This window comes from Pseudomonas sp. YA1, from assembly GCF_058680555.1.
Window position 1 is genome coordinate 38,295 of record NZ_JBZWBG010000007.1, and the last position, 25,953, is coordinate 64,247.

General features: G+C 65.5%; 25 protein-coding genes. 16 read left to right on the forward strand and 9 right to left on the reverse strand.

The window, feature by feature from the left end:
• Positions 1-6 precede the first annotated feature (6 nt).
• From AC4OR5_RS11230 to AC4OR5_RS11260, 7 genes are all read left to right on the forward strand, one after another.
• A complete protein-coding gene (locus AC4OR5_RS11230; protein WP_003084290.1) occupies positions 7-1,365 on the forward strand; it encodes a glutamine synthetase family protein in 1,359 nt (452 codons plus the stop codon).
• A gap of 65 nt (positions 1,366-1,430) precedes the next feature.
• A complete protein-coding gene (gene spuC / locus AC4OR5_RS11235) occupies positions 1,431-2,801 on the forward strand; it encodes a putrescine--pyruvate aminotransferase (RefSeq protein ID WP_003084297.1) in 1,371 nt (456 codons plus the stop codon).
• Positions 2,802-2,916: 115 nt separating this feature from the next.
• Positions 2,917-4,020, forward strand: a complete 1,104-nt coding sequence (gene spuD / locus AC4OR5_RS11240; protein WP_003084299.1) for a putrescine-binding protein SpuD — start codon at positions 2,917-2,919, stop codon at positions 4,018-4,020.
• A 418-nt stretch (positions 4,021-4,438) separates the two neighbouring features.
• On the forward strand, positions 4,439-5,536 hold the full coding sequence (gene spuE, locus AC4OR5_RS11245) for a spermidine-binding protein SpuE (protein WP_003084301.1): 1,098 nt from the start codon (positions 4,439-4,441) through the stop codon (positions 5,534-5,536).
• 54 nt (positions 5,537-5,590) lie between these two features.
• A complete protein-coding gene (gene potA, locus AC4OR5_RS11250; protein WP_003084303.1) occupies positions 5,591-6,745 on the forward strand; it encodes a polyamine ABC transporter ATP-binding protein in 1,155 nt (384 codons plus the stop codon).
• Positions 6,746-6,771: 26 nt separating this feature from the next.
• Positions 6,772-7,653, forward strand: coding sequence for an ABC transporter permease subunit (locus tag AC4OR5_RS11255; protein WP_003121722.1), 882 nt, complete (start codon positions 6,772-6,774; stop codon positions 7,651-7,653).
• Positions 7,654-7,735: 82 nt separating this feature from the next.
• The gene (locus tag AC4OR5_RS11260; protein ID WP_003084307.1) at positions 7,736-8,605 is read left to right on the forward strand and encodes an ABC transporter permease subunit; all 870 of its coding nucleotides are present in this window, start codon (positions 7,736-7,738) and stop codon (positions 8,603-8,605) included.
• 177 nt (positions 8,606-8,782) lie between these two features.
• On the opposite strand, the gene hacB is transcribed toward AC4OR5_RS11260, so the two are convergent.
• Complete coding sequence (hacB, locus tag AC4OR5_RS11265) at positions 8,783-11,170, reverse strand: N-acylhomoserine lactone acylase HacB (RefSeq protein ID WP_058160847.1); 2,388 nt, start codon at positions 11,168-11,170, stop codon at positions 8,783-8,785.
• 110 nt (positions 11,171-11,280) lie between these two features.
• Between hacB and AC4OR5_RS11270 the strand changes: the two genes are divergently transcribed.
• On the forward strand, positions 11,281-12,333 hold the full coding sequence (locus AC4OR5_RS11270) for an AraC family transcriptional regulator (protein WP_023107603.1): 1,053 nt from the start codon (positions 11,281-11,283) through the stop codon (positions 12,331-12,333).
• Here the strand turns inward: AC4OR5_RS11270 and AC4OR5_RS11275 are convergent.
• Together AC4OR5_RS11275 and AC4OR5_RS11280 are read right to left on the reverse strand one after the other, a co-directional pair.
• Complete coding sequence (locus tag AC4OR5_RS11275; RefSeq protein WP_003084314.1) at positions 12,312-12,815, reverse strand: hypothetical protein; 504 nt, start codon at positions 12,813-12,815, stop codon at positions 12,312-12,314. The genes AC4OR5_RS11270 and AC4OR5_RS11275 overlap by 22 nt on opposite strands.
• A 104-nt stretch (positions 12,816-12,919) precedes the next feature.
• Positions 12,920-13,531, reverse strand: a complete 612-nt coding sequence (locus tag AC4OR5_RS11280; protein ID WP_058160849.1) for a DUF6436 domain-containing protein — start codon at positions 13,529-13,531, stop codon at positions 12,920-12,922.
• A 76-nt stretch (positions 13,532-13,607) separates the two neighbouring features.
• On the opposite strand from AC4OR5_RS11280, the gene bipL reads away from it, so the two are divergent.
• On the forward strand, positions 13,608-14,549 hold the full coding sequence (gene bipL, locus AC4OR5_RS11285; RefSeq protein ID WP_023095103.1) for a phospholipase BipL: 942 nt from the start codon (positions 13,608-13,610) through the stop codon (positions 14,547-14,549).
• A 19-nt stretch (positions 14,550-14,568) separates the two neighbouring features.
• On the opposite strand, the gene AC4OR5_RS11290 is transcribed toward bipL, so the two are convergent.
• Positions 14,569-15,321, reverse strand: a complete 753-nt coding sequence (locus AC4OR5_RS11290) for a hypothetical protein (protein ID WP_003084320.1) — start codon at positions 15,319-15,321, stop codon at positions 14,569-14,571.
• A 48-nt stretch (positions 15,322-15,369) separates the two neighbouring features.
• Between AC4OR5_RS11290 and AC4OR5_RS11295 the strand changes: the two genes are divergently transcribed.
• A complete protein-coding gene (locus AC4OR5_RS11295; protein ID WP_079992446.1) occupies positions 15,370-16,068 on the forward strand; it encodes a 2OG-Fe(II) oxygenase in 699 nt (232 codons plus the stop codon).
• A gap of 21 nt (positions 16,069-16,089) precedes the next feature.
• Here the strand turns inward: AC4OR5_RS11295 and AC4OR5_RS11300 are convergent, their stop codons facing one another.
• On the reverse strand, positions 16,090-16,644 hold the full coding sequence (locus AC4OR5_RS11300; protein WP_003084327.1) for a DUF6160 family protein: 555 nt from the start codon (positions 16,642-16,644) through the stop codon (positions 16,090-16,092).
• 265 nt (positions 16,645-16,909) lie between these two features.
• Here AC4OR5_RS11300 and AC4OR5_RS11305 point away from each other — a divergent pair, with 265 nt between their 5' ends.
• The gene (locus AC4OR5_RS11305) at positions 16,910-17,404 is read left to right on the forward strand and encodes a 2-thiouracil desulfurase family protein (protein WP_003084333.1); all 495 of its coding nucleotides are present in this window, start codon (positions 16,910-16,912) and stop codon (positions 17,402-17,404) included.
• 4 nt (positions 17,405-17,408) lie between these two features.
• On the opposite strand, the gene AC4OR5_RS11310 is transcribed toward AC4OR5_RS11305, so the two are convergent.
• On the reverse strand, positions 17,409-18,101 hold the full coding sequence (locus tag AC4OR5_RS11310) for an amino acid ABC transporter permease (protein ID WP_058160852.1): 693 nt from the start codon (positions 18,099-18,101) through the stop codon (positions 17,409-17,411).
• A gap of 71 nt (positions 18,102-18,172) precedes the next feature.
• On the reverse strand, positions 18,173-18,943 hold the full coding sequence (locus AC4OR5_RS11315) for a cystine ABC transporter substrate-binding protein (RefSeq protein ID WP_010793552.1): 771 nt from the start codon (positions 18,941-18,943) through the stop codon (positions 18,173-18,175).
• Positions 18,944-19,235: 292 nt separating this feature from the next.
• Here AC4OR5_RS11315 and AC4OR5_RS11320 point away from each other — a divergent pair, with 292 nt between their 5' ends.
• The gene (locus AC4OR5_RS11320) at positions 19,236-19,673 is read left to right on the forward strand and encodes a DUF4399 domain-containing protein (RefSeq protein WP_003084345.1); all 438 of its coding nucleotides are present in this window, start codon (positions 19,236-19,238) and stop codon (positions 19,671-19,673) included.
• A 55-nt stretch (positions 19,674-19,728) separates the two neighbouring features.
• Here AC4OR5_RS11320 and serA read toward each other — a convergent pair whose 3' ends face one another.
• A complete protein-coding gene (gene serA / locus AC4OR5_RS11325) occupies positions 19,729-20,958 on the reverse strand; it encodes a phosphoglycerate dehydrogenase (protein ID WP_003084348.1) in 1,230 nt (409 codons plus the stop codon).
• 203 nt (positions 20,959-21,161) lie between these two features.
• On the opposite strand from serA, the gene AC4OR5_RS11330 reads away from it, so the two are divergent.
• From AC4OR5_RS11330 to carO, 4 genes are all read left to right on the forward strand, one after another.
• Positions 21,162-22,556, forward strand: coding sequence for an FAD-binding oxidoreductase (locus AC4OR5_RS11330; protein ID WP_023126889.1), 1,395 nt, complete (start codon positions 21,162-21,164; stop codon positions 22,554-22,556).
• Positions 22,557-22,647: 91 nt separating this feature from the next.
• Complete coding sequence (locus tag AC4OR5_RS11335) at positions 22,648-23,313, forward strand: fumarylacetoacetate hydrolase family protein (RefSeq protein ID WP_003084353.1); 666 nt, start codon at positions 22,648-22,650, stop codon at positions 23,311-23,313.
• A 98-nt stretch (positions 23,314-23,411) separates the two neighbouring features.
• Positions 23,412-24,401: an SdiA-regulated domain-containing protein gene (locus tag AC4OR5_RS11340; RefSeq protein ID WP_073647145.1), complete on the forward strand. Its 990-nt coding sequence runs from the start codon at positions 23,412-23,414 to the stop codon at positions 24,399-24,401.
• A gap of 83 nt (positions 24,402-24,484) precedes the next feature.
• Positions 24,485-24,835 (forward strand): calcium-regulated protein CarO, encoded by a 351-nt coding sequence (gene carO, locus AC4OR5_RS11345; RefSeq protein ID WP_003084357.1) that lies wholly within the window; start codon positions 24,485-24,487, stop codon positions 24,833-24,835.
• 80 nt (positions 24,836-24,915) lie between these two features.
• On the opposite strand, the gene aphB is transcribed toward carO, so the two are convergent.
• A complete protein-coding gene (gene aphB, locus AC4OR5_RS11350; RefSeq protein ID WP_023107605.1) occupies positions 24,916-25,950 on the reverse strand; it encodes an acetylpolyamine amidohydrolase AphB in 1,035 nt (344 codons plus the stop codon).
• Between the last annotated feature and the right edge of the window lie 3 nt (positions 25,951-25,953).

Genomic DNA, 25,953 nt, shown 5'->3' on the forward strand with positions numbered 1-25,953 from the left:
GTCTTTATGACTACCAAGTTAGACCAGCTGACCAGCTGGCTGAAGGAACGCAAGATCACCGAAGTGGAATGCCTGATTTCCGATCTGACAGGCATCGCCCGCGGCAAGATCTCGCCGACCAACAAATTCATCGCGGAAAAGGGCATGCGCCTGCCGGAGAGCGTTCTGCTGCAGACCGTCACCGGCGACTACGTGGAAGACGACATTTACTACGACCTGCTCGACCCGGCCGACATCGATATGGTCTGCCGCCCGGACGAGAATGCCGTGTTCCTCGTCCCCTGGGCCATCGAGCCCACCGCGATGGTGATCCACGACACCTTCGACAAGCTCGGCAATCCCATCGAGCTGTCGCCGCGCAACATCCTCAAGCGCGTGTTGAAGATGTATGCCGACAAGGGCTGGCGGCCGATCGTGGCGCCAGAGATGGAGTTCTACCTGACCAAGCGCAGCGACGACCCCGACTATCCGCTGCAGGCCCCGGTGGGCCGCTCCGGACGCCAGGAAACCGGGCGCCAGTCGTTCTCCATCGACGCCGCCAACGAGTTCGACCCGCTGTTCGAGGACATGTACGACTGGTGCGAGGCCCAGGGCCTTGACCTGGATACGCTGATCCACGAGGAAGGCACCGCGCAGATGGAGATCAACTTCCGTCATGGCGACGCCCTCGACCTGGCCGACCAGATCCTGGTGTTCAAGCGCACCATGCGCGAGGCCGCGCTCAAGCACAACGTCGCCGCGACCTTCATGGCCAAGCCGATGACCGGCGAGCCGGGCAGCGCGATGCACCTGCACCAGAGCATCGTCGACGTGAAGACCGGCAAGAACATCTTCTCCAATGCCGACGGCACCATGAGCGAGCTGTTCCTGCACCATATCGGCGGCTTGCAGAAGTTCATCCCGGAAGTGCTGCCGCTGTTCGCGCCCAACGTGAACTCGTTCCGCCGCTTCCTGCCCGATACCTCGGCGCCGGTGAACGTCGAGTGGGGCGAAGAGAACCGTACCGTCGGCCTGCGCGTGCCGGATTCCAGCCCGGAGAACCGCCGGGTCGAGAACCGTCTCGCCGGCGCCGACGCCAACCCTTACCTGGCGCTGGCTGCCAGCCTGCTGTGCGGCTACATCGGCATGGTCGAAGGCATCAAGCCGAGCGCCCAGGTCAAAGGTCGCGGCTATGAACGCCGCAACCTGCGCCTGCCGCTGACGATCGAAGCGGCGCTGGAGCGCATGGAGAACTGCAAGCCCCTCGAGCAGTATCTCGGCAGCAAGTTCATCAGCGGCTACGTCGCGGTGAAGCGTGCGGAGCACGAGAATTTCAAGCGGGTAATCAGCTCCTGGGAGCGGGAATTCCTCCTGCTTTCCGTTTGATCCTGACCGGGGGCGGCCGGCGTGGTCCGCCGCTCCCGGACAGTCTTGAATAGAAGAGGTGTGACATGAACAGCCAAATCACCAACGCCAAGACCCGTGAGTGGCAGGCGTTGAGCCGCGACCACCATCTGCCGCCGTTCACCGACTACAAGCAGTTGAACGAGAAGGGCGCGCGGATCATCACCAAGGCCGAAGGCGTCTACATTTGGGACAGCGAGGGCAACAAGATCCTCGATGCGATGGCCGGCCTCTGGTGCGTCAACGTCGGCTACGGCCGCGAGGAGCTGGTCCAGGCCGCCACCCGGCAGATGCGCGAGTTGCCGTTCTACAACCTGTTCTTCCAGACCGCCCACCCGCCGGTGGTCGAGCTGGCCAAGGCGATCGCCGACGTCGCTCCGGAAGGCATGAACCACGTGTTCTTCACCGGCTCCGGCTCCGAGGCCAACGACACCGTGCTGCGCATGGTCCGCCATTACTGGGCGACCAAGGGCCAGCCGCAGAAGAAAGTGGTGATCGGCCGCTGGAACGGCTACCACGGCTCCACCGTCGCCGGTGTCAGCCTGGGCGGCATGAAGGCGTTGCATGAGCAGGGCGATTTCCCCATCCCGGGCATCGTCCACATCGCCCAGCCCTACTGGTACGGCGAGGGCGGCGACATGTCGCCGGACGAGTTCGGCGTCTGGGCCGCCGAGCAGTTGGAGAAGAAGATTCTCGAAGTGGGCGAGGAAAACGTCGCCGCCTTCATCGCCGAGCCGATCCAGGGCGCCGGCGGCGTGATCGTCCCGCCGGACACCTACTGGCCGAAGATCCGCGAGATCCTCGCCAAGTACGACATCCTGTTCATCGCCGACGAAGTGATCTGCGGCTTCGGCCGTACCGGCGAGTGGTTCGGCAGCCAGTACTACGGCAACGCCCCGGACCTGATGCCGATCGCCAAGGGCCTCACCTCCGGCTACATCCCCATGGGCGGGGTGGTGGTGCGCGACGAGATCGTCGAAGTGCTCAACCAGGGCGGCGAGTTCTACCACGGCTTCACCTATTCCGGTCACCCGGTGGCGGCCGCCGTGGCCCTGGAGAACATCCGCATCCTGCGCGAAGAGAAGATCATCGAGAAGGTGAAGGCGGAAACGGCACCGTATTTGCAGAAACGCTGGCAGGAGCTGGCCGACCACCCGTTGGTGGGCGAAGCGCGCGGGGTCGGCATGGTCGCCGCCCTGGAGCTGGTCAAGAACAAGAAGACCCGCGAGCGTTTCACCGACAAGGGCGTCGGGATGCTGTGCCGGGAACATTGTTTCCGCAACGGTTTGATCATGCGCGCGGTGGGCGACACTATGATTATCTCGCCGCCGCTGGTGATCGATCCGTCGCAGATCGATGAGTTGATCACCCTGGCGCGCAAGTGCCTCGATCAGACCGCCGCCGCCGTCTTGGCTTGAGTCCCTGAGCGGACTTTTGCCAGACTGCGCCAGTGCGTTGGCCAGGCTCACCGGGTGGTGACGCGATCGGTTGCGCCACCGCCCGGATACTTCAACAAAAATGGAGCTACCCCGCATGATGAAACGTTTCGGTAAGACCCTGCTCGCCCTGACCTTGGCGGGCTCTGTGGCCGGTATGGCGCAGGCTGCGGACAACAAGGTACTGCACGTCTACAACTGGTCCGACTACATCGCGCCGGACACCCTGGAGAAGTTCACCAAGGAAACCGGGATCAAGGTCGTCTACGACGTCTACGACAGCAACGAAGTGCTGGAAGCCAAGTTGCTGGCGGGCAAGTCCGGGTACGACGTGGTGGTGCCGTCCAACTCCTTCCTCGCCAAGCAGATCAAGGCCGGGGTCTACCAGAAACTCGACAAGTCCAAGCTGCCGAACTGGAAGAACCTGAACAAGGACCTGATGCACACCCTGGAAGTCAGCGACCCGGGCAACGAGCATGCGATTCCCTACATGTGGGGCACCATCGGCATCGGCTACAACCCGGACAAGGTCAAGGCGGCCTTCGGCGACAACGCGCCGGTGGATTCCTGGGACCTGGTATTCAAGCCGGAGAACATCCAGAAGCTGAAGCAGTGCGGCGTCAGCTTCCTCGACTCGCCGACCGAGATCCTCCCGGCGGCCCTGCACTATCTCGGCTACAAGCCGGACACCGACAATCCCAAGGAACTCAAGGCGGCCGAAGAGCTGTTCCTGAAGATCCGTCCCTACGTCACCTACTTCCACTCGTCGAAGTACATTTCCGACCTGGCCAACGGCAACATCTGCGTCGCCATCGGCTACTCCGGCGACATCTACCAGGCCAAATCCCGCGCCGAAGAGGCGAAGAACAAGGTCACCGTCAAGTACAACATTCCCAAGGAAGGCGCCGGCAGCTTCTTCGACATGGTCGCCATTCCCAAGGACGCCGAGAACACCGAGGGCGCCCTGGCCTTCGTCAACTTCCTGATGAAGCCGGAAATCATGGCCGAGATCACCGACGTGGTTCAGTTCCCCAACGGCAACGCGGCGGCCACCCCGCTGGTGTCCGAGGCGATCCGCAACGACCCGGGCATCTACCCGAGCGAAGAGGTCATGAAGAAGCTGTATACCTTCCCCGACCTGCCGGCCAAGACCCAGCGGGCGATGACCCGCAGCTGGACCAAGATCAAGTCCGGCAAGTGATCCGCGAGGAGCCCGGCGGCGCCTGAAGCCGCCGGCGCTCCGGCACGAGAGAACCGGAACGCGGCCGGGTTTCCTCCGGCCACGCTCCCCTGCGAAGAGGTTCGACTCTTTTACCCGTTCGTCCAGACGCTTCCTCCTGGGGGCCCGACGACCGGACGCAGTATCGACGACGAAGACGCTGCCATGGGCGCTGCGCCAATCTGCCGCGCCGGGGCCGGTCGTGTCGCTCGCACCGGGGCCGAGGGCCCGGAAAACCTGAAACCAACACGCCGGTAGGGAACCCAGCTCACTCATGTTTCCCGGCGGAATCGTCGGGTTGTCATGAAACCCGAGTGATCTGGGCTTACATCGGCACTTGAAGAACACGGGTCGAACAGGCAGGGTGCTGCCGTGAAAAGGCCCGGAACAGGAGTCGGACATGCAACATTCCATTGGCAAGACACTGCTGGTAGCCGCTCTGGCTACGGCGATCGCGGGCCCCGTGCAGGCGGAGAAGAAGAGCCTGCACATCTATAACTGGACCGATTACATCGCTCCCACCACCCTCAAGGACTTCACCAAGGAGAGCGGGATCGACGTCAGCTACGACGTCTTCGACTCCAACGAGACCCTCGAGGGCAAGCTGGTCTCCGGCCACTCCGGTTACGACATCGTGGTGCCGTCGAACAACTTCCTCGGCAAGCAGATCCAGGCCGGTGCCTTCCAGAAGCTGGACAAGAGCAAGCTGCCGAACTGGAAGAACCTCGATCCGGCGCTGCTCAAGCAACTGGAGGTCAGCGACCCGGGCAACCAGTACGCAGTTCCCTACCTGTGGGGCACCAACGGCATCGGCTACAACGTGGCCAAGGTCAAGGAAGTCCTCGGCGACCAGCCGATCGACTCCTGGGCCATCCTCTTCGAGCCGGAGAACATGAAGAAGCTCGCCAAGTGCGGCGTGGCCTTCATGGACAGCGGCGACGAGATGCTGCCCGCCGCCCTCAACTACCTGGGGCTGGACCCCAACACCCACGACCCGAAGGACTACAAGAAGGCCGAGGAAGTCCTGACCAAGGTTCGCCCCTACGTCAGCTACTTCCACTCCTCCAAGTACATCTCCGACCTGGCCAACGGCAACATCTGCGTCGCCTTCGGCTATTCCGGGGACGTCTTCCAGGCCGCTGCCCGCGCCGAAGAGGCCGGCAAGGGCATCGACATCCAGTACGTGATTCCCAAGGAAGGCGCCAACCTGTGGTTCGACCTGATGGCGATTCCCGCCGATGCCAAGGCCGCCGATAACGCCTATGCGTTCATCGACTACCTGCTGCGTCCGGAGGTGATCGCCAAGGTCAGCGACTACGTCGGCTACGCCAACGCGATACCGGGGGCCCGCCCGCTGATGGACAAGAGCGTCAGCGACAGCGAGGAGGTGTATCCGCCGCAGGCCGTGCTCGACAAGCTCTACGTTTCCGCCGTGTTGCCGGCCAAGGTGCTGCGCCTGCAGACCCGTACCTGGACCCGGATCAAGACCGGCAAATAAGTTCAAATTCCGCCCGGTAGCGTGACCGGGCTCAACGACTTGGGAGTTGTGGTAATGGCGATAGCCTCCGGTGCCTACAAGAAAGCCCTAGAGGGCAACCAGCAGCCGAAAGAGGTGCTGGTAAAGATCGACCGGGTAACCAAGCAGTTCGACGAGACGCTGGCGGTGGACACCGTGTCCCTGACCATCAACAAGGGCGAGATCTTCGCCCTGCTCGGCGGCTCCGGCTCGGGTAAATCCACCCTGTTGCGCATGCTCGCCGGTTTCGAGCGGCCCACCGAGGGGCGGATCTTCCTCGATGGCCAGGACATCACCGACCTGCCGCCCTACGAGCGACCGATCAACATGATGTTCCAGTCCTATGCGCTGTTCCCGCACATGAGCGTGGCGCAGAACATCGCCTTCGGCCTCAAGCAGGACGGCCTGCCCAAGGCCGAGATCGACGAGCGCGTGGCCGAGATGCTCAAGCTGGTGCACATGACCCAGTACGCCAAGCGCAAGCCGCACCAGCTCTCCGGCGGCCAGCGCCAGCGGGTGGCCCTGGCCCGTTCGCTGGCCAAGCGGCCGAAGCTGCTGCTGCTCGACGAGCCGATGGGCGCGCTGGACAAGAAGCTGCGCTCGCAGATGCAACTGGAACTGGTGGAGATCATCGAGCGCGTCGGCGTGACCTGCGTGATGGTGACCCACGACCAGGAAGAGGCCATGACCATGGCCCAGCGCATCGCCATCATGCACCTGGGCTGCATCGAGCAGATCGGCAGCCCGATGGACATCTACGAGACCCCGGCGAGCCGCCTGGTCTGTGAGTTCATCGGCAACGTCAACCTGTTCGACGGCGTGCTGGTGGAGGACGTGCAGGACCATGCGGTGATCGCCTGCCCGCAGCTGGAGAACCCGATCTACATCGGCCACGGCATCAGCACCCGCGCCGAGGACAAGCGCATCACCTACGCGCTGCGGCCGGAGAAGGTGATGATCAGCGCGCAGAAGCCGGACAACCTGGAACACGCCGGGCACAACTGGGCCCAGGGCACCGTCTACGACATCGCCTACCTTGGCGGCCACTCGGTGTACTACATCAAGCTGGCCTCCGGGATGATCGTCCAGGCCTTCATGGCCAACGCCGAGCGCCACGTCGCCCGGCCGACCTGGGACCAGTCGGTGTACATCAGCTGGTACGACGACAGCGGCGTGGTACTGCAGTCATGAAATTCGCCAACAGCCTGAAAAAGCGCATGCCCACCGGGCGGCATGCGGTCATCGGGGTGCCGTTCCTGTGGCTCTTCCTGTTCTTCCTGCTGCCCTTCGCCATCGTGCTGAAGATCAGCCTGGCGGAAGCGGACGTGGCCATCCCGCCCTACACCGAGATCTTCGCCTACGCGGACCAGCAGTTGCAGGTGCTCCTCAACCTCGGCAACTACCTGATGCTGACCGATGACCCGCTCTACATCGATGCCTACCTCGGCTCGCTGAAGATGGCCTTCATCAGTACCCTGATCTGCCTGCTGGTGGGCTACCCGATGGCCTACGCCATCGCCCGCTCCAGCCAGTCCTCGCAGACCGTCCTGCTGCTGCTGATCATGATGCCGACCTGGACGGCGATCCTGATCCGGGTCTATGCCTGGATGGGCATCCTTTCCAACAACGGCCTGCTCAACAGCGTACTGATGGGGCTGGGGCTCATCAGCGAGCCGCTGACCATCCTCAATACCAACATCGCGGTGTACATCGGCATCGTCTATTCCTACCTGCCGTTCATGATCCTGCCGCTCTACGCCAACCTGGTGAAGCACGACCCGAGCCTGCTGGAGGCCGCTTCCGACCTGGGCGCGCGTAACTTCACCAGCTTCTGGAAGATCACCGTGCCGCTGTCGAAGAACGGCATCATCGCCGGCTGCATGCTGGTGTTCATCCCGGCGGTGGGCGAGTTCGTCATCCCGGAACTGCTCGGCGGCCCCGAGACCCTGATGATCGGCAAGGTGCTCTGGCAGGAGTTCTTCAACAACCGCGACTGGCCGGTGGCGTCCGCCCTGGCGGTGGTGATGCTGGCGATCCTGATCATCCCGATCATCCTGTTCAACAAGAACCAGGCCAAAGAACTGGAGGGCAAGGTATGAGCCAGCACAGCGTATCCCGCTCCGTATCCCGTTCAACAGGCTCTCCATCCAGAAGCGTGGCCAAAGAACTGGAGGGCAAGGTATGAAGCGCTGGAATTTCTCCAACGTCATGCTGATCGTCGGCCTGCTCTTCATCTACCTGCCGATGCTGATCCTGGTGATCTATTCGTTCAACGCCTCCAAGCTGGTGACGGTGTGGGGCGGCTGGTCGGTGAAGTGGTACGTCGGCCTGCTGGACAACACCCAACTGGTCAGTTCGGTCGGCCGCTCCCTGGAGATCGCCTTCTATACGGCGTTCTCCTCGGTGCTCCTCGGCACCCTGGCGGCCTTCGTCCTCACCCGTATCCCGCGCTTCCGCGGTCGTACGCTGTTCGGCGGCATGGTCACCGCGCCGCTGGTGATGCCGGAAGTGATCACCGGCCTGTCGCTGCTGCTGTTGTTCGTGGCCATGGCGCAACTGATCGGCTGGCCGCAGGAGCGGGGTATCGTGACCATCTGGATCGCCCACACCAGCTTCTGCTCGTCCTACGTGGCGGTGGTGGTGTCGGCGCGCCTGCGTGAACTCGACCTGTCGATCGAGGAAGCGGCGATGGACCTGGGCGCCAAGCCCTGGAAGGTGTTCCTGCTGATCACCATCCCGATGATCGCGCCCTCGCTGGCGGCGGGCGGCATGATGTCCTTCGCCCTGTCGCTGGACGACCTGGTACTGGCCAGCTTCGTCTCCGGACCCGGCTCGACCACCTTGCCGATGGAAGTGTTCTCGGCGGTACGCCTGGGCGTGAAGCCGGAGATCAACGCGGTGGCCAGCCTGATCCTGCTGAGCGTTTCGCTGTTCACCTTCTTCGCCTGGTACTTCACCCGCCAGGCCGAGGAGCGGCGTCGCCGGGCGATCCAGCAGGCGATGGAAGAGACCGCGACCGACTGGCAGAAAGGCTCGCCGACCCCGGCCTGAGCCCTCCGCCGAAAAGAAAAGGCCACCTGCGGGTGGCCTTTTTCATTGGCGCGTCGGTGGCGGGAAATGCCTGGCTACGCTCCGTAGGGCGACGCCCGAGGCGTTATCCGCCGATACCCCGTTGTATCCGGCGGACAACCACCATGCGGCTACTCGCCCGACCCCACGCCGGCCGGCTCAGCGCTTCGGTTCCAGCACCAGCACGCCCTTGCTGTTCGCCTTCACCTCGTTTTCCTCGTAGTGCTGCGGCAGGTAGTGGCCCTCGATGTAGGCCTCGGCCTGGTCGTCGTAGTGGCCGTCGAAGGGCACGCCGCTCTGCCCGACCGGGTTGATGCCGAGGCTGTGGGTCGGGTCGGCGAAGTCCACCAGGCGCCGGGTCGATGGACCGTAGGTGACCGCCCAGGGGGCCGGGCCGATCTTCGCCGACAGATTGTTCGGTACCTCGTGGGTGCCGGGGGCGGCGAACGGACCGACGTTGAGAAGGCGCTTGAGCAGCGCTTGCTGGCCCAGGGCGTGCTCGTGGGTCAGGGTATGCGCCTTGCCCCACAGCCAGCCGGACGGGTCGTTGCCGAGGGTGCCGCGCAGATGCGCGAGGGAGGCGTTCCAGGCGGTCCTGACGATATCCGCGCGGGTTTCCCGGCGCTCTGTGCGGCGGTCGTCCCACCAGGGCGAGTCGTCGTCGCCAGCCAGCCGAGGCAGCGCGCTGTCGATGGCGCGGGTGGCGATCAGGCTGTCGAAGAAGGCATCGCCCAGTTCGTCGTGCAAGGCGCCCTCGGCAATCTGGAACAGCAACTGGTTGAACAGCGTGGCGGCGGTCGAGTCGACCGGGTAGTCGCCCTTCCAGGCCGCCAGTTGCTCGACCAGGCGCTTGCCTTCGGCGTCGTCGACCACCTCGCGCAGGACCGGCAGCAAGGGTGCGAGCAGGCGTGGCGCGTAGCCGGTGCGATTGCCGAGTTGCAGCGCGCGGCTGTTGTCCAGGTTCCATTTGGTGCCGCGGTCGGCCAGTTGGGTATCCAGCCACTGGCCGCGGTCCGCCAGGTTGTAGTAGCCGGGAATCGGCCGGCCATTGGCCGGGACCGGCTGGAAGTTGGCGGAGACGATGTAGCCGCGCGCCGGGTTTTCCTCCTGCGGGTTGTCGGCGAACGGATAGAAGCCGGACTTGTCCGCCTCGCCCTTGCTGCCGTCGAGGATGAAGCTCGGGTTCACTCCCTCCGGCCGCTTCGGCAGGGCCGCCGAGGCCCACCAGCCGATATCGCCGGCGGCATTGGCCCAGACCAGGTTGAGTCCTGGCGAATGGATCTTCGAGGCCGCCGCGCGGGCCTTGGCCAGGGTATCGGCGCGATTCAGCTGGTAGAAGGCGTCGAGCACCGGGTTCTCGGTCTCGAGGAAAGCCCACCACATGGCGATCGGGGTCTTGCCGGAGCTGGCGCCGAGCGCGTCGTTGACGATCGGACCGTGGGGCGAGCGGCGCAGGGTGAGCTTCACTGGGGCGGCGCCCTTGACCGCGATTTCCTGCTCCTCGCTCTGCAGGTCGACCCATTTGCCCTGGTACCAGACCTGGTTGGGGTTGTCCGGGTTGACCTTCTCGGCGACGAGGTCGAGGTCATCGTTCTGGAACATCGTCAGGCTCCAGCCGAACGCGCGGTTGTGGCCCAGCGAGGCGAAGGGGTTGAGCGCCTGGTGGTGGCCATAGAGTTCGAAGCCGGGCGCGCTCAGCTGGGCCTCGTACCATACCGCCGGCGCGGCGAAGCGGATATGCGGGTCGCCGGCCAGCAGGGGCTTGCCGCTGGCGGTGCGGCTGCCGGCGACGACCCAGGCGTTGCTGCCCTCGAACTGCGGCAGGCCGGCGTCCTCCAGGGCCTGCTGGCTGATACGGGCGAGGGCGCCAAGGTCCTTCCAGTCGCCGGCGCCCAGTGCGCCGGAGGGCGTCAGCACGCCCTGCGGATGCCAGTCGAGATCGAAGATGCGCAGGTAGTCGCTGCCCAGTTCGTCGCGGATGTAGGTCAGCACCGGCTCGGTGCGGAAGGCGGCGGCGAAGCTGTAGGCCATGTAGCCGGCGATGCTCAGGGTGTCTTCGGGGGTGAAGGGACGCCTGGGTATGCCCAGCAGGTCGAATTCGAGCGGCGCCGGGTTGTTTTCCTGGAACTGGTTGACCCCGTCCAGGTAGGCCTCCAGCACCTTCCAGGGCTGCGACTGCTTGTCCTGGCGGGCGCTGTATTCGGCGGCGTGGTCGCGGATGCGCAGGGTGCGGAACAGACGGTCGGTATCCACCAGCTTGGGTCCGAGCACTTCGGCCAGCTCGCCGCGCGCCAGGCGCCGCAGCATTTCCATCTGGAACAGGCGGTCCTGGGCGTGCACGTAGCCGAGGGCGCGGTAGAGGTCGGTCTGGTTCTGCGCGTACAGGTGCGGAACCCCGCGCTCGTCGTAGCGCACGTCGACCGGCGCCTGCAGGTGGGCCAGGGCGAGCGAGCCGTTGCGGAGCGGCTGCTTGGCATGGAGGTACCAGGCGCCGCCGGCAGCCGCGGCGGCGACCGCCACGGCGATCACGGTCAGGGTGCGTTTCATCGATCCTTTCTCCTTGTTGTAGTGCCGAGCATTCTGCGGATGCCGCCGGCCTGCGGCATTGACCGAATGCTCGGACCCTGGAAGTCTTTGGTCAATCGCGAGGAGCCGCCATGCAGGACGACCCGTCTACCAGCCCCCTGACCCATTCCGCCACGTTGCGGCGTCTGTTGTATGAAGCCCTGGACGCCCTCGGACTCGACCCCACCCGCGTCTACCGCAGCGTCTACCGGCGTATCCCGCTGCCGCCGCCGACCCTGGGCGGCCGCCTGGTGCATGACAACGCCCCGTTGTTCTGGACCGAACTGGCGGCGGTGACCGGCGATGCCGACATCGGCCTGCACCTGGGCGAGGCAATGAAGCCGCGCCTGCTCGATGTGGTCGGCTACCTGCTGCTGTCCGCGCGCGACCTGGAGGAGGCGTTGCGCAGCTTCGTGCGTTTCCAGCACATTCTCTCCGGCGGTTTCGCCGCGCGCCTTGAGGTCGAAGGGGAAACGGCAAGGTTGATCCTCGACATCAACTACCTGGGTTATGCCTCGCTGCGCCAGCAGATCGAATGCCTGATGCTGCTGTTCCTCAAGCTGCTGGCGCTGATCAGCGACGACGAGTTCGTCGCCGAGCGCATCGAGTTCCGCCACCGAGCCCCGCCACGGCTGGGCGAACACCGCCGGTTGTTCGGCAGGCTGCCGCTGTTCTCGCGGCCGCACGATGCCCTGGTGTTTTCCGCCGCCTTGCTGCGGCGTCCTTCACGCAACGCCAATCCGGACATGCATGGCGTGCTGACCCGCCACGCGGAAGAACAGACCCGCGAACTCAGCGAGAACCGCTTGCTCAATCGCGTGCGCTACCTGATCGAGCTGCGCCTCGGGGAGGGCTATGGCTTGCGCCAGTGCGCGGCGGAGCTGGGTCTTGGCAGCGGCGCCTTGCAGCGTGCGCTGGCCGCTGGCGGAGCGAGTTTCCGGCAGGTTCGCGATGAGGTTCGCCGGCAGCGGGCGAGCGAGATGCTGTTGGCCGGTTGCGCCATCCGCGAGGTGGCCAAGGCTTGCGGGTTCGCCGAGCTGTCGCCGTTCTACCGGGCCTTTCGCCGCTGGCACGCCGCGCCCCCGGAGCAATACAGGGCGCGGCTGGCGAAGCGGGAAGAGGGTTACTCGACCAGCGGTACCTGACGGCCGATCTCCAGGGTGGCGATGGCGTCGAGCTGGATCTCGATCTGCAGGAAGCGCATGGCGCGCTTGGGCGAGACGTTCTTGGCGATGCGCTTGACGTACTTGTCGCGCAGTTCCAGACGGTCCTCCTGGAGGTCGTCGACACGCTCGATCAGCGTGCTCGCCTGGTCGTCGCTGACGTTGCCGCTGTTGTAGGCCTGGGCGTAGTCGAGCAGGAGCTTGAGGGTTTCCTTGCTGAGCTTGTCCGACTCGGTGCGGTAGGTGTTGTAGATCGGCCAGAACTTCTCGCCTTCCTGGTCGGTGAGGTTCATGTTGGCCTCGACGATGCGCTTGCGCTTGTAGTCGACGTCGGCCAGGTCGTTCTGGATCTGCGCCTGGTGCTCCTTCATCAGTTCCTTGCTGCTGGGCTGAGGGTCGTTCTGGGCGGCCATCAGCGGCAGGCTGACGAGGGCGAGCAGGGCGAGGGTGGGACGTAGGGACATGCAGCGACTCCTTGGTTCGGCAACGGCCCCTCGTGGGCCGACCCGGGCAGTGTAGCCGCTACGCCGTCCGGCGCCCCCTCCGGAAGGCCCGGTGTTGAGCCAGGTCAGCCTTTTTCCGGGGTCCAGGGGCAGTAGCAACCCACGGCGAGGGTATGGGTGGCATCCACCGGACGTCCCTGCAGCAGCGCTTCGAGGATCGGTTCGATGAAGCTGTTGCTGGAGGTGCATACCGCGCCCTCGCTATAGGGGCCGAAGTAGGCCAGGCGGCCGTCGCGGTCCCAGATCGCCACGGCCGGGCTGGCCGGCAACTGCTCGGAACCGGGCAGACCGGCGAGGGCGCGCAGGGCGGCCAGGTTGTCCGGCAGGCGGCCCTGGCTGCCAGGCTTCTGCAGGACATGGAACTCCACGCCCTTGCCGGCGAAGCGTTCGATCAGCTCGCCGAGGTGCTGCTGGTTGCCGACGTTGCAGGGGCAGGCCGGGTCCCAGAAATGCACCAGGCGGATCGGCCCCGGCCCGGCCAGCTCGGCCGGCAGGCGCAGGCTGTCGCCGGAGAACAGGGTGGTCTGCTCGCTGAACGGGCGGATGTAGCGGATCTCGAACCACCAGTAGGCGGCGAGCAGGCCGCCGGCCCAGAGCAGGCCGACCAGGCTGACGAGGAGCGTCTTGCGGCGGGGAGTCATGGCATTCACACGGAAAACGGGTGCCAAGCTTGCCATGTGTTCGCGCGCAGCTGAATATCCCTGGGTTTCGCCCGTGGCCCGGCCACGAATCGATTGCAGCCCGGAACCGCCGATGTCAGAAGCCTTCAACCCCGATTACCTGCGCCAGCACCTGCGACCCTTGGCCGCGGCCGAGGCGGACGCCGCCGTCCTCGCCTACCAGGCCTACTACGGCCTGGACCTGCGCTCCCGCCATCCGCGCCTGCAAGCGCGGCTCGGCAGCATGGCGGTCGATGGGCGCCGCCTGGCGGTGCAGGCCTGGCTGCTGCCGGAAGCGCGCGGCAGCCTGTTGCTGATGCATGGCTATTACGACCACATGGGACTGTATCGGCACGTGGTCGACTGGGCGCTGGGCATGGGCTTCTCGGTGCTCGCCTGCGACTTGCCGGGGCATGGCCTGTCCGAAGGCGAGCGGGCCAGCATCCGCGACTTCGCCGAATACCAGGCGGTGTTCGAAGGCCTGCTGGGCCAGGCTGCCGAACTCGACCTGGCGGCGCCCTGGCACCTCTGCGGACAAAGCACCGGTGGGGCGATCCTGCTGGACTACCTGCTGCACGGCGGCGAACGTCCCGAGCTGGGCGAGACGATTCTCCTGGCGCCGCTGGTGCGTCCGCGCGCCTGGGGCTGGTCGAAGCTCAGCTACCGCCTGCTGAGTCCTTTCGTCGATTCGATCCCGCGGCGCTTCTCGGAGAACTCCAGCGATCCGCAGTTCCTCGACTTCCTCCGCGAGCACGATCCGTTGCAGCCGCGCACCCTGCCGACCGCCTGGGTCGGCGCGCTGACCCGCTGGGTGCCGCGCATCGAGCGGGCGCCTCGGCGTGCCCTGAGCCCCCTGGTGGTGCAGGGCGAGTCCGACGAGACGGTGGACTGGCGCCATGGCCTGAAGGTGCTGCGGGAGAAATTCGACGAGCCGCGGATACTGTTGCTGGAAGAGGCGCGCCATCACCTGGCGAACGAAAGCGAGGGGCTGCGGCGGCGCTATTTCGATTTCCTGAGCGACGCGCTGGGGGCCTGAGTTCCAGGCCCCGCGGCGATCAGGGGGCGACCGCCTGGTCCACCGCCAGGCCGGCTTTCAGCGCGGCCAGGGCCGCCTGGTAGTAGCTGCGGCCGGCCGGCGACTCGGCGAAGTTCACGTACTGGGTGAGTTCCGCGTCGGAGAGATCGCGGTAGACATACAGCAGGGTGTTCTCCAGGTCCGCGCCGATCTGCTGTACCAGGCGCTGGCGCTGGCCTTCCAGCAACTGGCCGGTCTGTCCGCCGCCAAGCAGGCCGGGGAGGCCCGGAAGCATCTGGCTGAGGCTGTCGGCGGCGACCCCGGCCAGGGCCAGGCTGACTTCCGCACCGGCCTCTCGGGCCGGAAGGACCTGGGCCAGGCGCTTGACCAGGGCCCGGCGTGGCTCGCTGGCGGTCTGCCGTGGCAGGCCGTTGCTGTGCTGGAGCAACTGGTCGCGGCGGGTGGCGAGCACCTCGGCGGCGACCACCTTGCGTCCCAGCGGCGACTCGAAGAAATTCAGCGGGCTGGCGCTGTCCGGCAGGTTCTCGCGCAGGCCGTTGAGGGCGCGCTGGTCGACTTCGGCCGGGGCGAAGCGGCGATTGCTGTTGTCCACCAGGGTCTGGTAGAGCGCGGGTGGCAGCTTGTCCTGGTAGCGCTTCTGCGCCGCGTCCAGGGCATCGCTGAAATGCGCGCGCTGGTCGGGCCAGCCAGCGGCCTGGTACAGGCGTTGATAAGGGTCGGCCAGGGCGGGCAGACCAACCAGCAGTAAAGCGAAGGCGAGCAAAGCGCGCATTGATACTCCTTTGGCGGCGAAAGCCTCGTCGTTCGGGTGGTGCCGTCCATGGGGCGCTATTGTCGACATGCGGCGGACCGCTTGTCGAGACACCGGGGCGGCACGCTACAATGGACAATGCACATCAACGTCAATCATCCACTCCTGCATCGCATCGTCGATGAACTGGTCGACCAGGGCTGGTCGCACCAGAGCATCTTCATGCCTGAGCGTCTGACCACCAGACTGGCCGAAGAGTGCCGCATCCGTGCGGTCGCGGGCGACCTGACCCCGGCGGCGATCGGCCGCGGCGACGGCCAGGTGATCCGCGAAGGCATCCGCGGCGACCTCACGCAATGGCTGGAGCCCGGAGAATCCGTGGCCTGCGACGAATACCTGGGGGTGATGGACAGCTTGCGCCAGGCGCTCAACGCCTCGCTGTTCCTCGGCCTCGAGGATTTCGAGTGCCACTTCGCGCTGTACCCGCCGGGCGCCTATTACCAGAAGCATGTCGATCGTTTCCGCGACGACGACGCACGCACCGTCTCCGCGGTTCTCTACCTCAACGATGCCTGGTTGCCCGAGCATGGCGGCGCGCTGCGCCTGCACCTGCCGCAGCGGCAGGTGGACATCCAGCCGACGGGCGGTAGCCTGGTGGTGTTCATGTCCGCCGGCACCGAGCACGAAGTCATGCCCGCCAGCCGCGACCGGCTGTCGCTGACCGGCTGGTTCCGCCGGCGCAACGAATCCCTCCTGCAACTCTCCTGAACCCTCGGCGGGGTCGCCGCCTCAGTGACCCCAGACCTTGATCGTGCCGCGCAGGTCGGTGATGTCGCGCAGTTCGATGCGGCCGATCGAGTTGTCGCCGATGTACAGGTCGCTGGCCACCCGCAGGCGGATGCGCTGCGCCGGCAGGCCGCTGGCGATCAACTGGTCGTTGATGGTGGCGAGGTCCGGCAGGCTGATCGCCAGTTGCTGCCCGCCGCCGCTGCCGGTGGTCACGTCCAGTGCCAGGGTCGGCTGCTCGACGCCGAAGATCGGCAGGCTCAGGCCGAGTTGGGCGGCACCCAGGGGGATGTTGCCGCCGCGCCCGTCCGGGCAGTCGCCGGCCTTCACGCAGCCGTTGTCGATCACCAGGTTGCGCAGCGAGAGGCTGCCGCCGTCGTCCACCCAGGCGACCCTGGCCGCGCCGGCGCGCAGGTCCAGGCGCAGGCTGATGCCGGCCTGGCCGGTGACCTGGCTGAGACTGTCGTTGTCCAGGGCCTCCATGGCCGCCTGGCTGGCAGCGCTGGCGAGCAGCGCGGGGGCCAGGAAAAACGGTAGAAGCGAGCGGGTCGGGAGCATGACGGGCGGGTCCTTCGCGGTTGCGCGGGAAGCCAGTCTGCTCGGGGCGGCGGAGGTTCGCCATGGGCCGCCCGCAGTTCTATCCTAAGGATCGGCAAGAAATAGCCCTGGTGCCCGCCATACGGGCGCTGGAGCGCTACCGCGAGGCCTAACTCCGGTTGGGTCGAGGGCGGGTTTCCCCGGTGCTTCCCGGCTACTGTTACCGGGCGTGACCATCGGTGAGCGGCAGGCTACTCTGTGTGCCTGTCAAAGGGGTGGAGCATCCATGCAGAAGGTTCTGGTCAGCCGTTGCCTGCTGGGCCACCTGGTGCGCTACGACGGTGGCAGCCATGGCCCGTTCGACCTGCTCTCGCGCTGGCATGCGCAGGGGCGGATCGTCGCCCTTTGCCCGGAGGTCGCCGGCGGCCTGCCGACGCCCCGCCCGCCAGCGGAGATCCCCGGCGGCCAGGGCGGCGAAGTGCTGGACCGGCTGAACCGGGTCTTCACCGTCGACGGCGAGGATGTCAGCGAAGCATTCCTGCTGGGTGCGGAGGCGGCAGTGGAGCTGGTCCGCCGCCATGACATCCGGATGGCCGTGCTCAAGGCGCGCAGTCCTTCCTGCGGCAACCTGGAGAACTACGACGGCCGCTTCAACGGCAGCCGGGTCGCCGGCGAGGGCGTCACCGCCGCCGCCCTCAAGCGCATGGGCGTGCTGGTCTTCAACGAAGACGAGCTGGACCGCGCCGCGGTCTGCCTGGCCGGCCTCGACGCCGGCGGCTGAACGCTCAGCGCCGCAGCGGCGCGGTCAGGCGGTTCTCCAGGGCTTTCTGCACACGCTCGAAGAGCGCCGAAAGCAGCCAGTAGATCCCGGCGGCGGCGAGATAGAGCGGCAGCGGCTGGAAGGTCTCGGCGATGACCTCCTTGGTCGCCAGCATCAGCTCGGTCACGGTGATCACGGAGATCAGCGAAGTGTCCTTGATCAGGCTGATCAGGCTGTTCGACAGGCTCGGCACCGCCAGGCGCAGGGCCTGCGGAGTGATGATGTTCCACAGGGTCTGGCCCCAGGTCAGGCCGACCGAGAGCCCGGCTTCCCATTGTCCCTTGTCGATGCCGAGGATCGCCCCGCGCATGGACTCCGAGAGATAGGCCGCGACATTCAGGGTCAGCGCCAGGATGCCCGCGGTGACCGGGGTGAACTCGATGCCGACGCTCGGCAGCCCGTAGTACAGGACGAAGATCTGCACCAGCAGTGGCGTCCCGCGGAAGGCGCTGACGTAGACCGCGGCGATCTGCGAGACCACCGGCACCTTGGTCACCCGGGCCACCGCGACGCTGAAGCCGAGGACCAGGCCCAGGACCATCGATACCGCGGCGAACAGCACGGTATACATCGCGCCCTGGAGCAGGAAGGGCCAGGCCATCCCGAGCAGCTCGACCAGGTTGGCGAGCCATTCGAGCAATTTCTGCAGCGAATTCATTCAACACTCCATCGACAAACACGACGGCCGCGTCCCTCGGACGCGGCCGCTTCCCCCGTTCGGGCGGGAACTCACTTCGGCGGCTGGCTGACGTCCAGGCCGAACCACTTTTCCGACAATTTGGCGAAGCGGCCGTCGGCCTTGATCTTCTCCAGCGCCGCGTTCAGCGCCTCGCCGAACTTCGGGTTGTTCTTCCGGTAGGGAATCGCCATGTTCGCCACCGGTCCCACCGCCGCGCCGGGCTTGACCGGCAGCTTGGCCTCGCGGATGGCGAAGGGGATCAGCAGGCGGTCGTTGAGCGCCGCGTCGATACGCTTGCTGGCCAGGTCCTGCAGGTATTCCGGGGCGCCCGGATAGGTGCGCACGTTGATCCCGGCCACCGACTTCGCCAGGTCGGCGTAGTTGGTGCCCTGGCCGACGCCGAGCTTGAGGCCCTTGAGGTCTTCCAGCGACCTGAACTGGCGGGTGTCGTCGGCGCGCACGATCAACTGGGCGCTGGAGATGGTGTACGGCTCGCTGAAGTCGAAGACCTTGCGCCGCTGCTCGTTCACCGAAACCTGGTTCAGCGCGATGTCGTACTTGCCGCTCTGCAGGCCGGCGAGGATGCCGCTCCATTCGGTGGTGACGAATTCCGGCTTGACCTCCAGCTCGGCGGCCAGCAGTTCGCCCAGTTCGGTCTCGAAGCCGGTGAGCTTGCCACCCTGCTTGAAGTTGAACGGCGGATAGGTGCCCTCCAGGGCGATGCGCAGGGCGCCGCGCTGGTGGACGTCGTCGAGCAGCTCGGCATGGGCCAGCGGGGCGGCCAGGGATACCAGCATCAGCAGGCGGGGCAGAAATCGCATGTAGTACTCCTCGGGTGGGAATGAACGTCGGTCGGGCCTATGCTGTTCGTTCAGCTTAGCCGGGCCCGCGTCCTGGACAATCGCGAACCTACTGGGTTGCATGCGGTCTTTCCAGGGGTTGCGGGCATTGACCCGGATTATGTGCGCGAGCGCCGCTCTACCACGGGCTTCGCAGTGGAAATCGCTGTGCCAGCGATGCCTTTCCCTGATTCGGAAGGCACGAAGAGTGCCGGGGAAATTCCGTCCAGTGGCGTTTCCCGGGTGCTAACGGAAGTGAAAACAGGAGACTCCCATGAGAGTGACATTGCCTTGCCTCGGTCTAGCCGCCCTGATGTTCGGCGCATCCGCCAGCCTGATGGCTGCCGACCTGCCTCGGACTAAGGCGCCCGAAGGGGCGAAAGTGTATTTCATCACGCCGGCCGATGGTGCAACCGTCGACAAGACCTTCACCGTGAAATTCGGCCTGAAAGGCATGGGCGTGGCGCCGGCCGGCGTCGACATGCCGGATACCGGCCACCATCACCTGCTGGTGGACCTGAAGGAGCAGCCGGCGATGAACCTGCCGCTGCCGATGACCGACAACATCCGCCACTTCGGCAAGGGCCAGACCGAAACCGAGATCACCCTGCCGCCGGGCAAGCACACCCTGCAACTGCTGGTGGGCGACAAGAACCACGTGCCGCTGGAGCCGACCGTGGAGTCGGAGAAGATCACCGTTACCGTCAAGTGACGGAAACGAAAAAGGAGGCCGCTGGGCCTCCTTTTCCTTTCCGCCGGGCGCTGTCTTAGAACAGCACGCGGCTACGGATGGTGCCGTTGACCTGCTGGAGTTTCTCCAGGGCCAGGTCGGAGTACTCGGCGTCGACGTCGATCACCACGTAGCCGACCTTATCGTTGGTTTGCAGGTACTGGCCGGAAACGTTGATGCCGTTGTCGGCGAAGACCTTGTTGATCTCGCTCATCACGCCGGGGATGTTGGCGTGGATGTGCAGCAGGCGGTGCTTGCCGGGGTGCGACGGCAGGGCCACTTCGGGGAAGTTGACCGAGGACACCGAGGTGCCGTTGTCGCTGTACTTGACCAGCTTCTCCGCCACTTCCAGGCCGATGTTGGCCTGTGCCTCGGCGGTGGAGCCGCCGATGTGCGGGGTCAGGATCACCCGGTCCAGGCCACGCAGCGGGCTGGCGAATTCCTCGTCGTTGGATTTCGGCTCGACCGGGAACACGTCGATGGCGGCGCCGATCAGGTGCTCATCCTTGATCGCGGCGGCCAGGTGGTCCAGCTCGACCACGGTGCCGCGCGCGGCGTTGATCAGGATGCCGCCCTTCTTCATCGCGCGGATTTCCTTCTCGCCGATCATCCACTGGGTGGAGGGCAGTTCGGGAACGTGCAGCGAGACGATGTCGGACATGCCCAGCAGCTCGTGCAGGCTGCCGATCTGCACCGCGTTGCCCAGCGGCAGCTTGGTCACGGTGTCGTAGAAGAACACCTGCATGCCCAGGGCCTCGGCGAGTACCGAGAGCTGGGTGCCGATCGAACCGTAGCCGACGATGCCGAGCTTCTTGCCACGGATCTCGAAGGAGTTCGCCGCGCTCTTGATCCAGCCGCCGCGATGGCAGGAAGCGTTCTTTTCCGGGATGCCGCGCAGCAGCAGGATCGCCTCGGCCAGTACCAGCTCAGCCACAGAGCGGGTGTTCGAGTAGGGCGCGTTGAACACGGCGATACCGCGTTCGCGAGCGGCGTTGAGGTCGACCTGGTTGGTGCCGATGCAGAAGCAGCCGACCGCGATCAGTTTCTTCGCGCAGTCGAAGACCTCTTCGGTCAGCTGGGTGCGGGAGCGAATGCCGATGAAGTGCGCATCGGCGATCCTTTCCTTCAGCTCATCGCCGGAAAGCGCGGTCTTGAGGTACTCGATGTTGGTGTAGCCGGCGGCCTTCAGCGTGTCCACGGCGTTCTGGTGGACACCTTCGAGAAGAAGGAACTTGATCTTGCTCTTGTCGAGAGAGGTCTTGCTCATCTGCGTAAACCTGTTGTCCCGGAGGAAGTGGCTGGAAAGCGAACTGCGCGAAGCGGGTCCGGCCGGCGCTGGCCGGCACCCGCAACTCGGCGCCCAGAGGCACTAAGCGCGGGGGGCGTATGCTAGCATGTTCTCCCTTTTCCTTGCCCGGTTGCGACCTGAGTTGTTCTCAGGGCGACCATGAATCATTTGAGAGTTCCCGAATGACCCGCGAAGCCCTGATCGAATCGCTCAAGCCCCTGGTCGAGCCTGGCAAGCTGCTCGACGACGCCGCCTCCCTGGACGCCTACGGCAAGGACTGGACCAAGCATTTCGCCCCTGCGCCGCTGGCCATCGTGTTCCCCAAGAGCGTCGAGCAGGTCCAGGCGATCGTCCGCTGGGCCAACCAGCACAAGGTCGGTCTGGTCCCGTCGGGCGGCCGTACCGGGCTCTCCGCCGCGGCCGTGGCGGCCAACGGCGAAGTCGTGGTGGCCTTCGACTACATGAACCGGATCCTCGACTTCAATGCCTTCGACCGCACCGTGGTCTGCCAGCCCGGCGTGGTTACCAAGCAACTGCAGACCTTCGCCGAGGAAAACGGCCTGTACTACCCGGTTGATTTCGCTTCTTCCGGTTCCAGCCAGATCGGCGGCAATATCGGCACCAATGCCGGCGGGATCAAGGTCATTCGCTACGGCATGACCCGTAACTGGGTGGCCGGGATGAAGGTCGTCACCGGCAAGGGCGACCTGCTCGAGCTGAACAAGGACCTGATCAAGAACGCCACCGGCTACGACATGCGCCAGCTGTTCATCGGCGCCGAAGGCACCCTGGGCTTCGTGGTCGAGGCGACCATGCGCCTGGAGCGCACGCCGAAGAACCTCACGGCGATGGTCCTCGGCGCGCCTGACTTCGACTCGATCATGCCGGTGCTGCACGCCTTCCAGAGCAAGCTCGACCTGACCGCCTTCGAGTTCTTCTCCGACAAGGCCCTGGCCAAGGTCCTGGCCCGTGGCGACGTACCGCGGGCGTTCGAGACCGACTGCCCGTTCTACGCTCTGCTGGAGTTCGAGGCGACCACCGAGGAAGTCGCCAACGAGGCGCTGGCCACCTTCGAGCACTGCGTCGAGCAAGGCTGGGTGCTGGACGGGGTGATGAGCCAGAGTGAGCAGCAGTTGCAGAACCTATGGAAGCTGCGCGAGTACATCTCCGAGACCATCTCCCACTGGACGCCGTACAAGAACGACATCTCGGTCACGGTTTCCCGGGTGCCCGCCTTCCTCAAGGACATCGACGCCATCGTCGAGGCCAACTACCCGGACTTCGAGGTGGTGTGGTTCGGCCACATCGGCGACGGCAACCTGCACCTGAACATCCTCAAGCCGGAAAACCTCGGCAAGGACGAGTTCTTCGCCAGGTGCGCGACCGTCAACAAGTGGGTGTTCGAGACCGTCGAGAAGTACAACGGCTCGATTTCCGCCGAGCATGGCGTGGGCATGACCAAGCGCGACTACTTGACCTACACCCGCTCGGAAACCGAAATTGCCTATATGAAGGCACTGAAGGCGGTGTTCGACCCCAACGGGATCATGAATCCCGGCAAGATCTTCGCCGAGTAGCAGGTTTCGCAACGCAGAGGGCCGGTCATCCGGCCCTTCTCGTCTGTGGCGGGCGCCACGGATGCCTTTCCACCCGTTCAGGAGTCGGTAAATGAGTTACCAGCATCAATATATCGACGGCACCCCGATCCACTTCCCCCTGGGCAAGCTGGTCTGCGTCGGGCGCAACTACGCCGAACACGCCAAGGAACTGAACAACCCGGTTCCCACCGAGCCGCTGCTGTTCATCAAGCCCGGCTCCTGCGTGGTGCCGGTGAGCGGCGGGCTGAGCCTGCCGCAGGAGCGCGGCTCGGTACACTACGAGGCGGAAATCGCCGTGCTGATCGGCAAGCCGCTGTCGCGCAAGCCGAGCCGCGAGGAGGTCCTCGACGCGATCTCCGGCTATGCGCCGGCGCTGGACCTGACCTTGCGCGAGGTCCAGGCGAAACTGAAGGAAAAGGGCCTGCCCTGGGAGCTGGCAAAGAGCTTCGATGGCGCCGGCGTGCTGTCGCCGTTCGTGAACGCCGACCAGTTCCCCGACCCGACCGACATCGGCATCCGCCTGACCATCAACGGCGAGGTACGCCAGGACGGCAACAGCCGCGACATGCTCAATCCGATCGTGCCGCTGATCCAGCACATCGCCGGGCATTTCTCGCTACAGGCCGGCGATGTGGTGCTGACCGGCACGCCGTCCGGGGTCGGGCCGCTGAACAGCGGCGACGAGTTGCTGCTCGAATTGCCGGGCGCCAGCCGTTTCGAGACCCGCGTGCTCTGAACCGCTGCGGCCGCCGGGGGCGGCCGACTTCCCTAGCACCGGCAGCGGAAGCGACTGTCGGTCGGCTGGCCGACGCTTCGATTGACAGGCCGGGGGCAATGCCCTTTCATGGCGACGCCCAAGAAAACACCTGGCCAAACAGTCGAGCCTCGCCCATGTCCCTTGCCTCCAAGCTTCCCCGTTTCCGCTGGCTGCTGCCGGCGTTCGTCGTGCTCGTCGGCGTGGTGCTGACCATCGTCATGCATTGGGACGATCGCGCCGGCCTGTGGTGGAAGGAAAGCCAGGCCAGCCAGCAGCAGCGCGACGAAAGCATCTGGCTGCCGGGCTATCGGGTGGTGATCGACGCCAAGCCGTTGCAGGGCCTGGAGGAGGAAGAAACCTCGGACCTGGCCTACAACCCGGCAACCAGGACCCTGTTCACCGTTACCGGCAAGCGGCCGCTGCTGGTGGAGCTGTCGCTCACCGGCGACGTGCTGCGCACCATCCCGCTGCTCGGCCTGAGCAATCCCGAAGGCGTGGCGGTGCTGGAGAACGGCAACGTCGCGGTGACCGACGAGCGCCGCAATACCCTGACCATCTTCCATGTCGACCCGCAGACCGCCGAGCTGAGCACCAAGAGCCTGGCCGAATTCCCGCTGGGCAATATCGGCAAGAAGAACAAGGGCTTCGAGGGCATCGCCTGGGATCCGCGCCAGCAGCGTCTGTTGCTGAGCAAGGAGCGCGATCCGATGACCCTGTTCAGCTGGAAGAGCGACGGCGGGCCGAGCCTGAGCGGGGCGATGACCGCGCTACCGAGCGACGACCTGTACATGCGCAATGTCTCGGCGCTCAGCGTCGACCCGCGTACCGGGCATACGCTGGTGCTGTCGGCCGAATCGCATCTGCTGCTGGAGCTGGACGAGAAGGGCGAGCCGGTCAGCTTCATCAGCCTGCTCGGCGGCTTCAACGGCCTGGACAGCAAGATCCCGCGCGCCGAAGGGGTGGCCATCGACGACAAGGGCACCATCTACATGGTCAGCGAGCCGAACCTGTTCTACGTGTTCCGCAAGAAGAGCGGCGAGCGCCTGGCCACCAGCGACGCCGATTAAGCTTCGCTTAAGCGCCGATTAAGCCTGGTTTCAGCAAGGCTTCGTAGCCTGGACCCATCGAAACCAACTACGAGGCGTTACCCATGAAACTTCGTCATCTGCCCCTCATCGCTGCCATCGGCCTGTTCTCCACCGTCACCCTGGCCGCCGGCTATACCGGCCCGGGCGCTACCCCGACCACCACCACGGTGAAGGCCGCGCTGGAAGCCGCCGACGACACCCCGGTGGTCCTCCAGGGCACCATCGTCAAGCGCATCAAGGGCGACATCTACGAGTTCCGTGATGCCACCGGCAGCATGAAGGTCGAGATCGACGACGAAGACTTCCCGCCGATGGAAATCAACGACAAGACCCGGGTCAAGCTGACCGGCGAAGTCGACCGCGACCTGGTCGGCCGTGAGATCGACGTCGAGTTCGTCGAAGTGATCAAGTAAGGCCCTGAATCGAAACGGCCCGCCTCTCTTCCGGGAGGCGGGCCGTTTCGCGTTCCGACCGGGCGAAGTTGCGGGCGGGCTTACCGGTGAACCCCTTCGAAACCCTGTAGCACGTTCACCGCGTTGATCCCGATTTCCTCCACCGCGTAGCCTCCCTCCATCACGAACAGCGTGGCCAGGCCGAGCTTGCCGATGGCTTCGCCCATGCGCAGGTAGTCGGGGCTGTCCAGGCGGAACTGGGAAATCGGGTCCTCCTTGAAGGTATCCACCCCCAGGGAAACGATCAGGACGTCCGCCGCATAGGCCTGGATCTGCCGGATCGCCGCCTGCAGCGCCTGGCTCCAGGTCGCCCAGTCGCTGCCGGCCGCCAGTGGGTAGTTGAGGTTGTAGCCGGTGCCGACGCCGTTGCCCTTCTCGTCGGCGTAGCCGAGGAAATAGGGGTATTCGAAGCGCGGGTCGCCGTGGATCGAGGTGAACAGCACATCGGCGCGGTCGTAGAAGATGTCCTGGGTGCCGTTGCCATGGTGGTAGTCGACGTCGAGGATCGCCACCCGTCCGGCGCCCCGGTCGAGGAAGGCCTGGGCGGCGATGGCGGCATTGTTGAAGAAGCAATAGCCGCCCATGTAGTCGGCCGCGGCGTGGTGGCCCGGCGGGCGACAGAGCGAAAATACCGAGCGCGCGCCGTTGGCGAGTTCGGACTGGCCGCTGAGGGCGACGTTGGCCGAACTGGTGATCGCCTGCCAGGTCCCGGCGGTGATCGGCGCGCCGGCGTCGAAGGAGTAGTAGCCGAGGCGACCGTCGATGTTGTCCGGCTCCGTCTGCCGCAGGCGTCGGGTCGGCCAGGCGATCGGCAGCATGTCGTGGCTGCGGCCGGTGGCCAGCCAGTCCTGCCAGGCGTTCTGCAGGAAACGCACGAAACCCTCGCTGTGCACCCGGCGGATCGGTTCCAGGCCGAAGTCGCGCGGTGCGCGGACTTCGCCGAGGCCGACGGCCTTCACGCGGTCGAGGACCATGTCGGCGCGGCTGGGTTTTTCGAAGCAGGGGGTGAACTGGCCGCCGATCAGTTCGTGCCGGCCGTGGTGCAGGCGATGGTCGTCGCTGTAGATGGTCAGCATGTC

Excerpts from the sequence above, each read along its gene's own strand:
- AC4OR5_RS11230 (WP_003084290.1), top strand. The coding sequence starts at position 7 with ATGACTACCAAGTTAGACCAGCTGACCAGCTGGCTGAAGGAACGCAAG.
- spuC (WP_003084297.1), top strand. The coding sequence starts at position 1,431 with ATGAACAGCCAAATCACCAACGCCAAGACCCGTGAGTGGCAGGCGTTG.
- spuD (WP_003084299.1), top strand. The coding sequence starts at position 2,917 with ATGATGAAACGTTTCGGTAAGACCCTGCTCGCCCTGACCTTGGCGGGC.
- spuE (WP_003084301.1), top strand. The coding sequence starts at position 4,439 with ATGCAACATTCCATTGGCAAGACACTGCTGGTAGCCGCTCTGGCTACG.
- potA (WP_003084303.1), top strand. The coding sequence starts at position 5,591 with ATGGCGATAGCCTCCGGTGCCTACAAGAAAGCCCTAGAGGGCAACCAG.
- AC4OR5_RS11255 (WP_003121722.1), top strand. The coding sequence starts at position 6,772 with ATGCCCACCGGGCGGCATGCGGTCATCGGGGTGCCGTTCCTGTGGCTC.
- AC4OR5_RS11260 (WP_003084307.1), top strand. The coding sequence starts at position 7,736 with ATGAAGCGCTGGAATTTCTCCAACGTCATGCTGATCGTCGGCCTGCTC.
- hacB (WP_058160847.1), bottom strand. The coding sequence starts at position 11,170 with ATGAAACGCACCCTGACCGTGATCGCCGTGGCGGTCGCCGCCGCGGCT.
- AC4OR5_RS11270 (WP_023107603.1), top strand. The coding sequence starts at position 11,281 with ATGCAGGACGACCCGTCTACCAGCCCCCTGACCCATTCCGCCACGTTG.
- AC4OR5_RS11275 (WP_003084314.1), bottom strand. The coding sequence starts at position 12,815 with ATGTCCCTACGTCCCACCCTCGCCCTGCTCGCCCTCGTCAGCCTGCCG.
- AC4OR5_RS11280 (WP_058160849.1), bottom strand. The coding sequence starts at position 13,531 with ATGGCAAGCTTGGCACCCGTTTTCCGTGTGAATGCCATGACTCCCCGC.
- bipL (WP_023095103.1), top strand. The coding sequence starts at position 13,608 with ATGTCAGAAGCCTTCAACCCCGATTACCTGCGCCAGCACCTGCGACCC.
- AC4OR5_RS11290 (WP_003084320.1), bottom strand. The coding sequence starts at position 15,321 with ATGCGCGCTTTGCTCGCCTTCGCTTTACTGCTGGTTGGTCTGCCCGCC.
- AC4OR5_RS11295 (WP_079992446.1), top strand. The coding sequence starts at position 15,370 with ATGGGGCGCTATTGTCGACATGCGGCGGACCGCTTGTCGAGACACCGG.
- AC4OR5_RS11300 (WP_003084327.1), bottom strand. The coding sequence starts at position 16,644 with ATGCTCCCGACCCGCTCGCTTCTACCGTTTTTCCTGGCCCCCGCGCTG.
- AC4OR5_RS11305 (WP_003084333.1), top strand. The coding sequence starts at position 16,910 with ATGCAGAAGGTTCTGGTCAGCCGTTGCCTGCTGGGCCACCTGGTGCGC.
- AC4OR5_RS11310 (WP_058160852.1), bottom strand. The coding sequence starts at position 18,101 with ATGAATTCGCTGCAGAAATTGCTCGAATGGCTCGCCAACCTGGTCGAG.
- AC4OR5_RS11315 (WP_010793552.1), bottom strand. The coding sequence starts at position 18,943 with ATGCGATTTCTGCCCCGCCTGCTGATGCTGGTATCCCTGGCCGCCCCG.
- AC4OR5_RS11320 (WP_003084345.1), top strand. The coding sequence starts at position 19,236 with ATGAGAGTGACATTGCCTTGCCTCGGTCTAGCCGCCCTGATGTTCGGC.
- serA (WP_003084348.1), bottom strand. The coding sequence starts at position 20,958 with ATGAGCAAGACCTCTCTCGACAAGAGCAAGATCAAGTTCCTTCTTCTC.
- AC4OR5_RS11330 (WP_023126889.1), top strand. The coding sequence starts at position 21,162 with ATGACCCGCGAAGCCCTGATCGAATCGCTCAAGCCCCTGGTCGAGCCT.
- AC4OR5_RS11335 (WP_003084353.1), top strand. The coding sequence starts at position 22,648 with ATGAGTTACCAGCATCAATATATCGACGGCACCCCGATCCACTTCCCC.
- AC4OR5_RS11340 (WP_073647145.1), top strand. The coding sequence starts at position 23,412 with ATGCCCTTTCATGGCGACGCCCAAGAAAACACCTGGCCAAACAGTCGA.
- carO (WP_003084357.1), top strand. The coding sequence starts at position 24,485 with ATGAAACTTCGTCATCTGCCCCTCATCGCTGCCATCGGCCTGTTCTCC.
- aphB (WP_023107605.1), bottom strand. The coding sequence starts at position 25,950 with ATGCTGACCATCTACAGCGACGACCATCGCCTGCACCACGGCCGGCAC.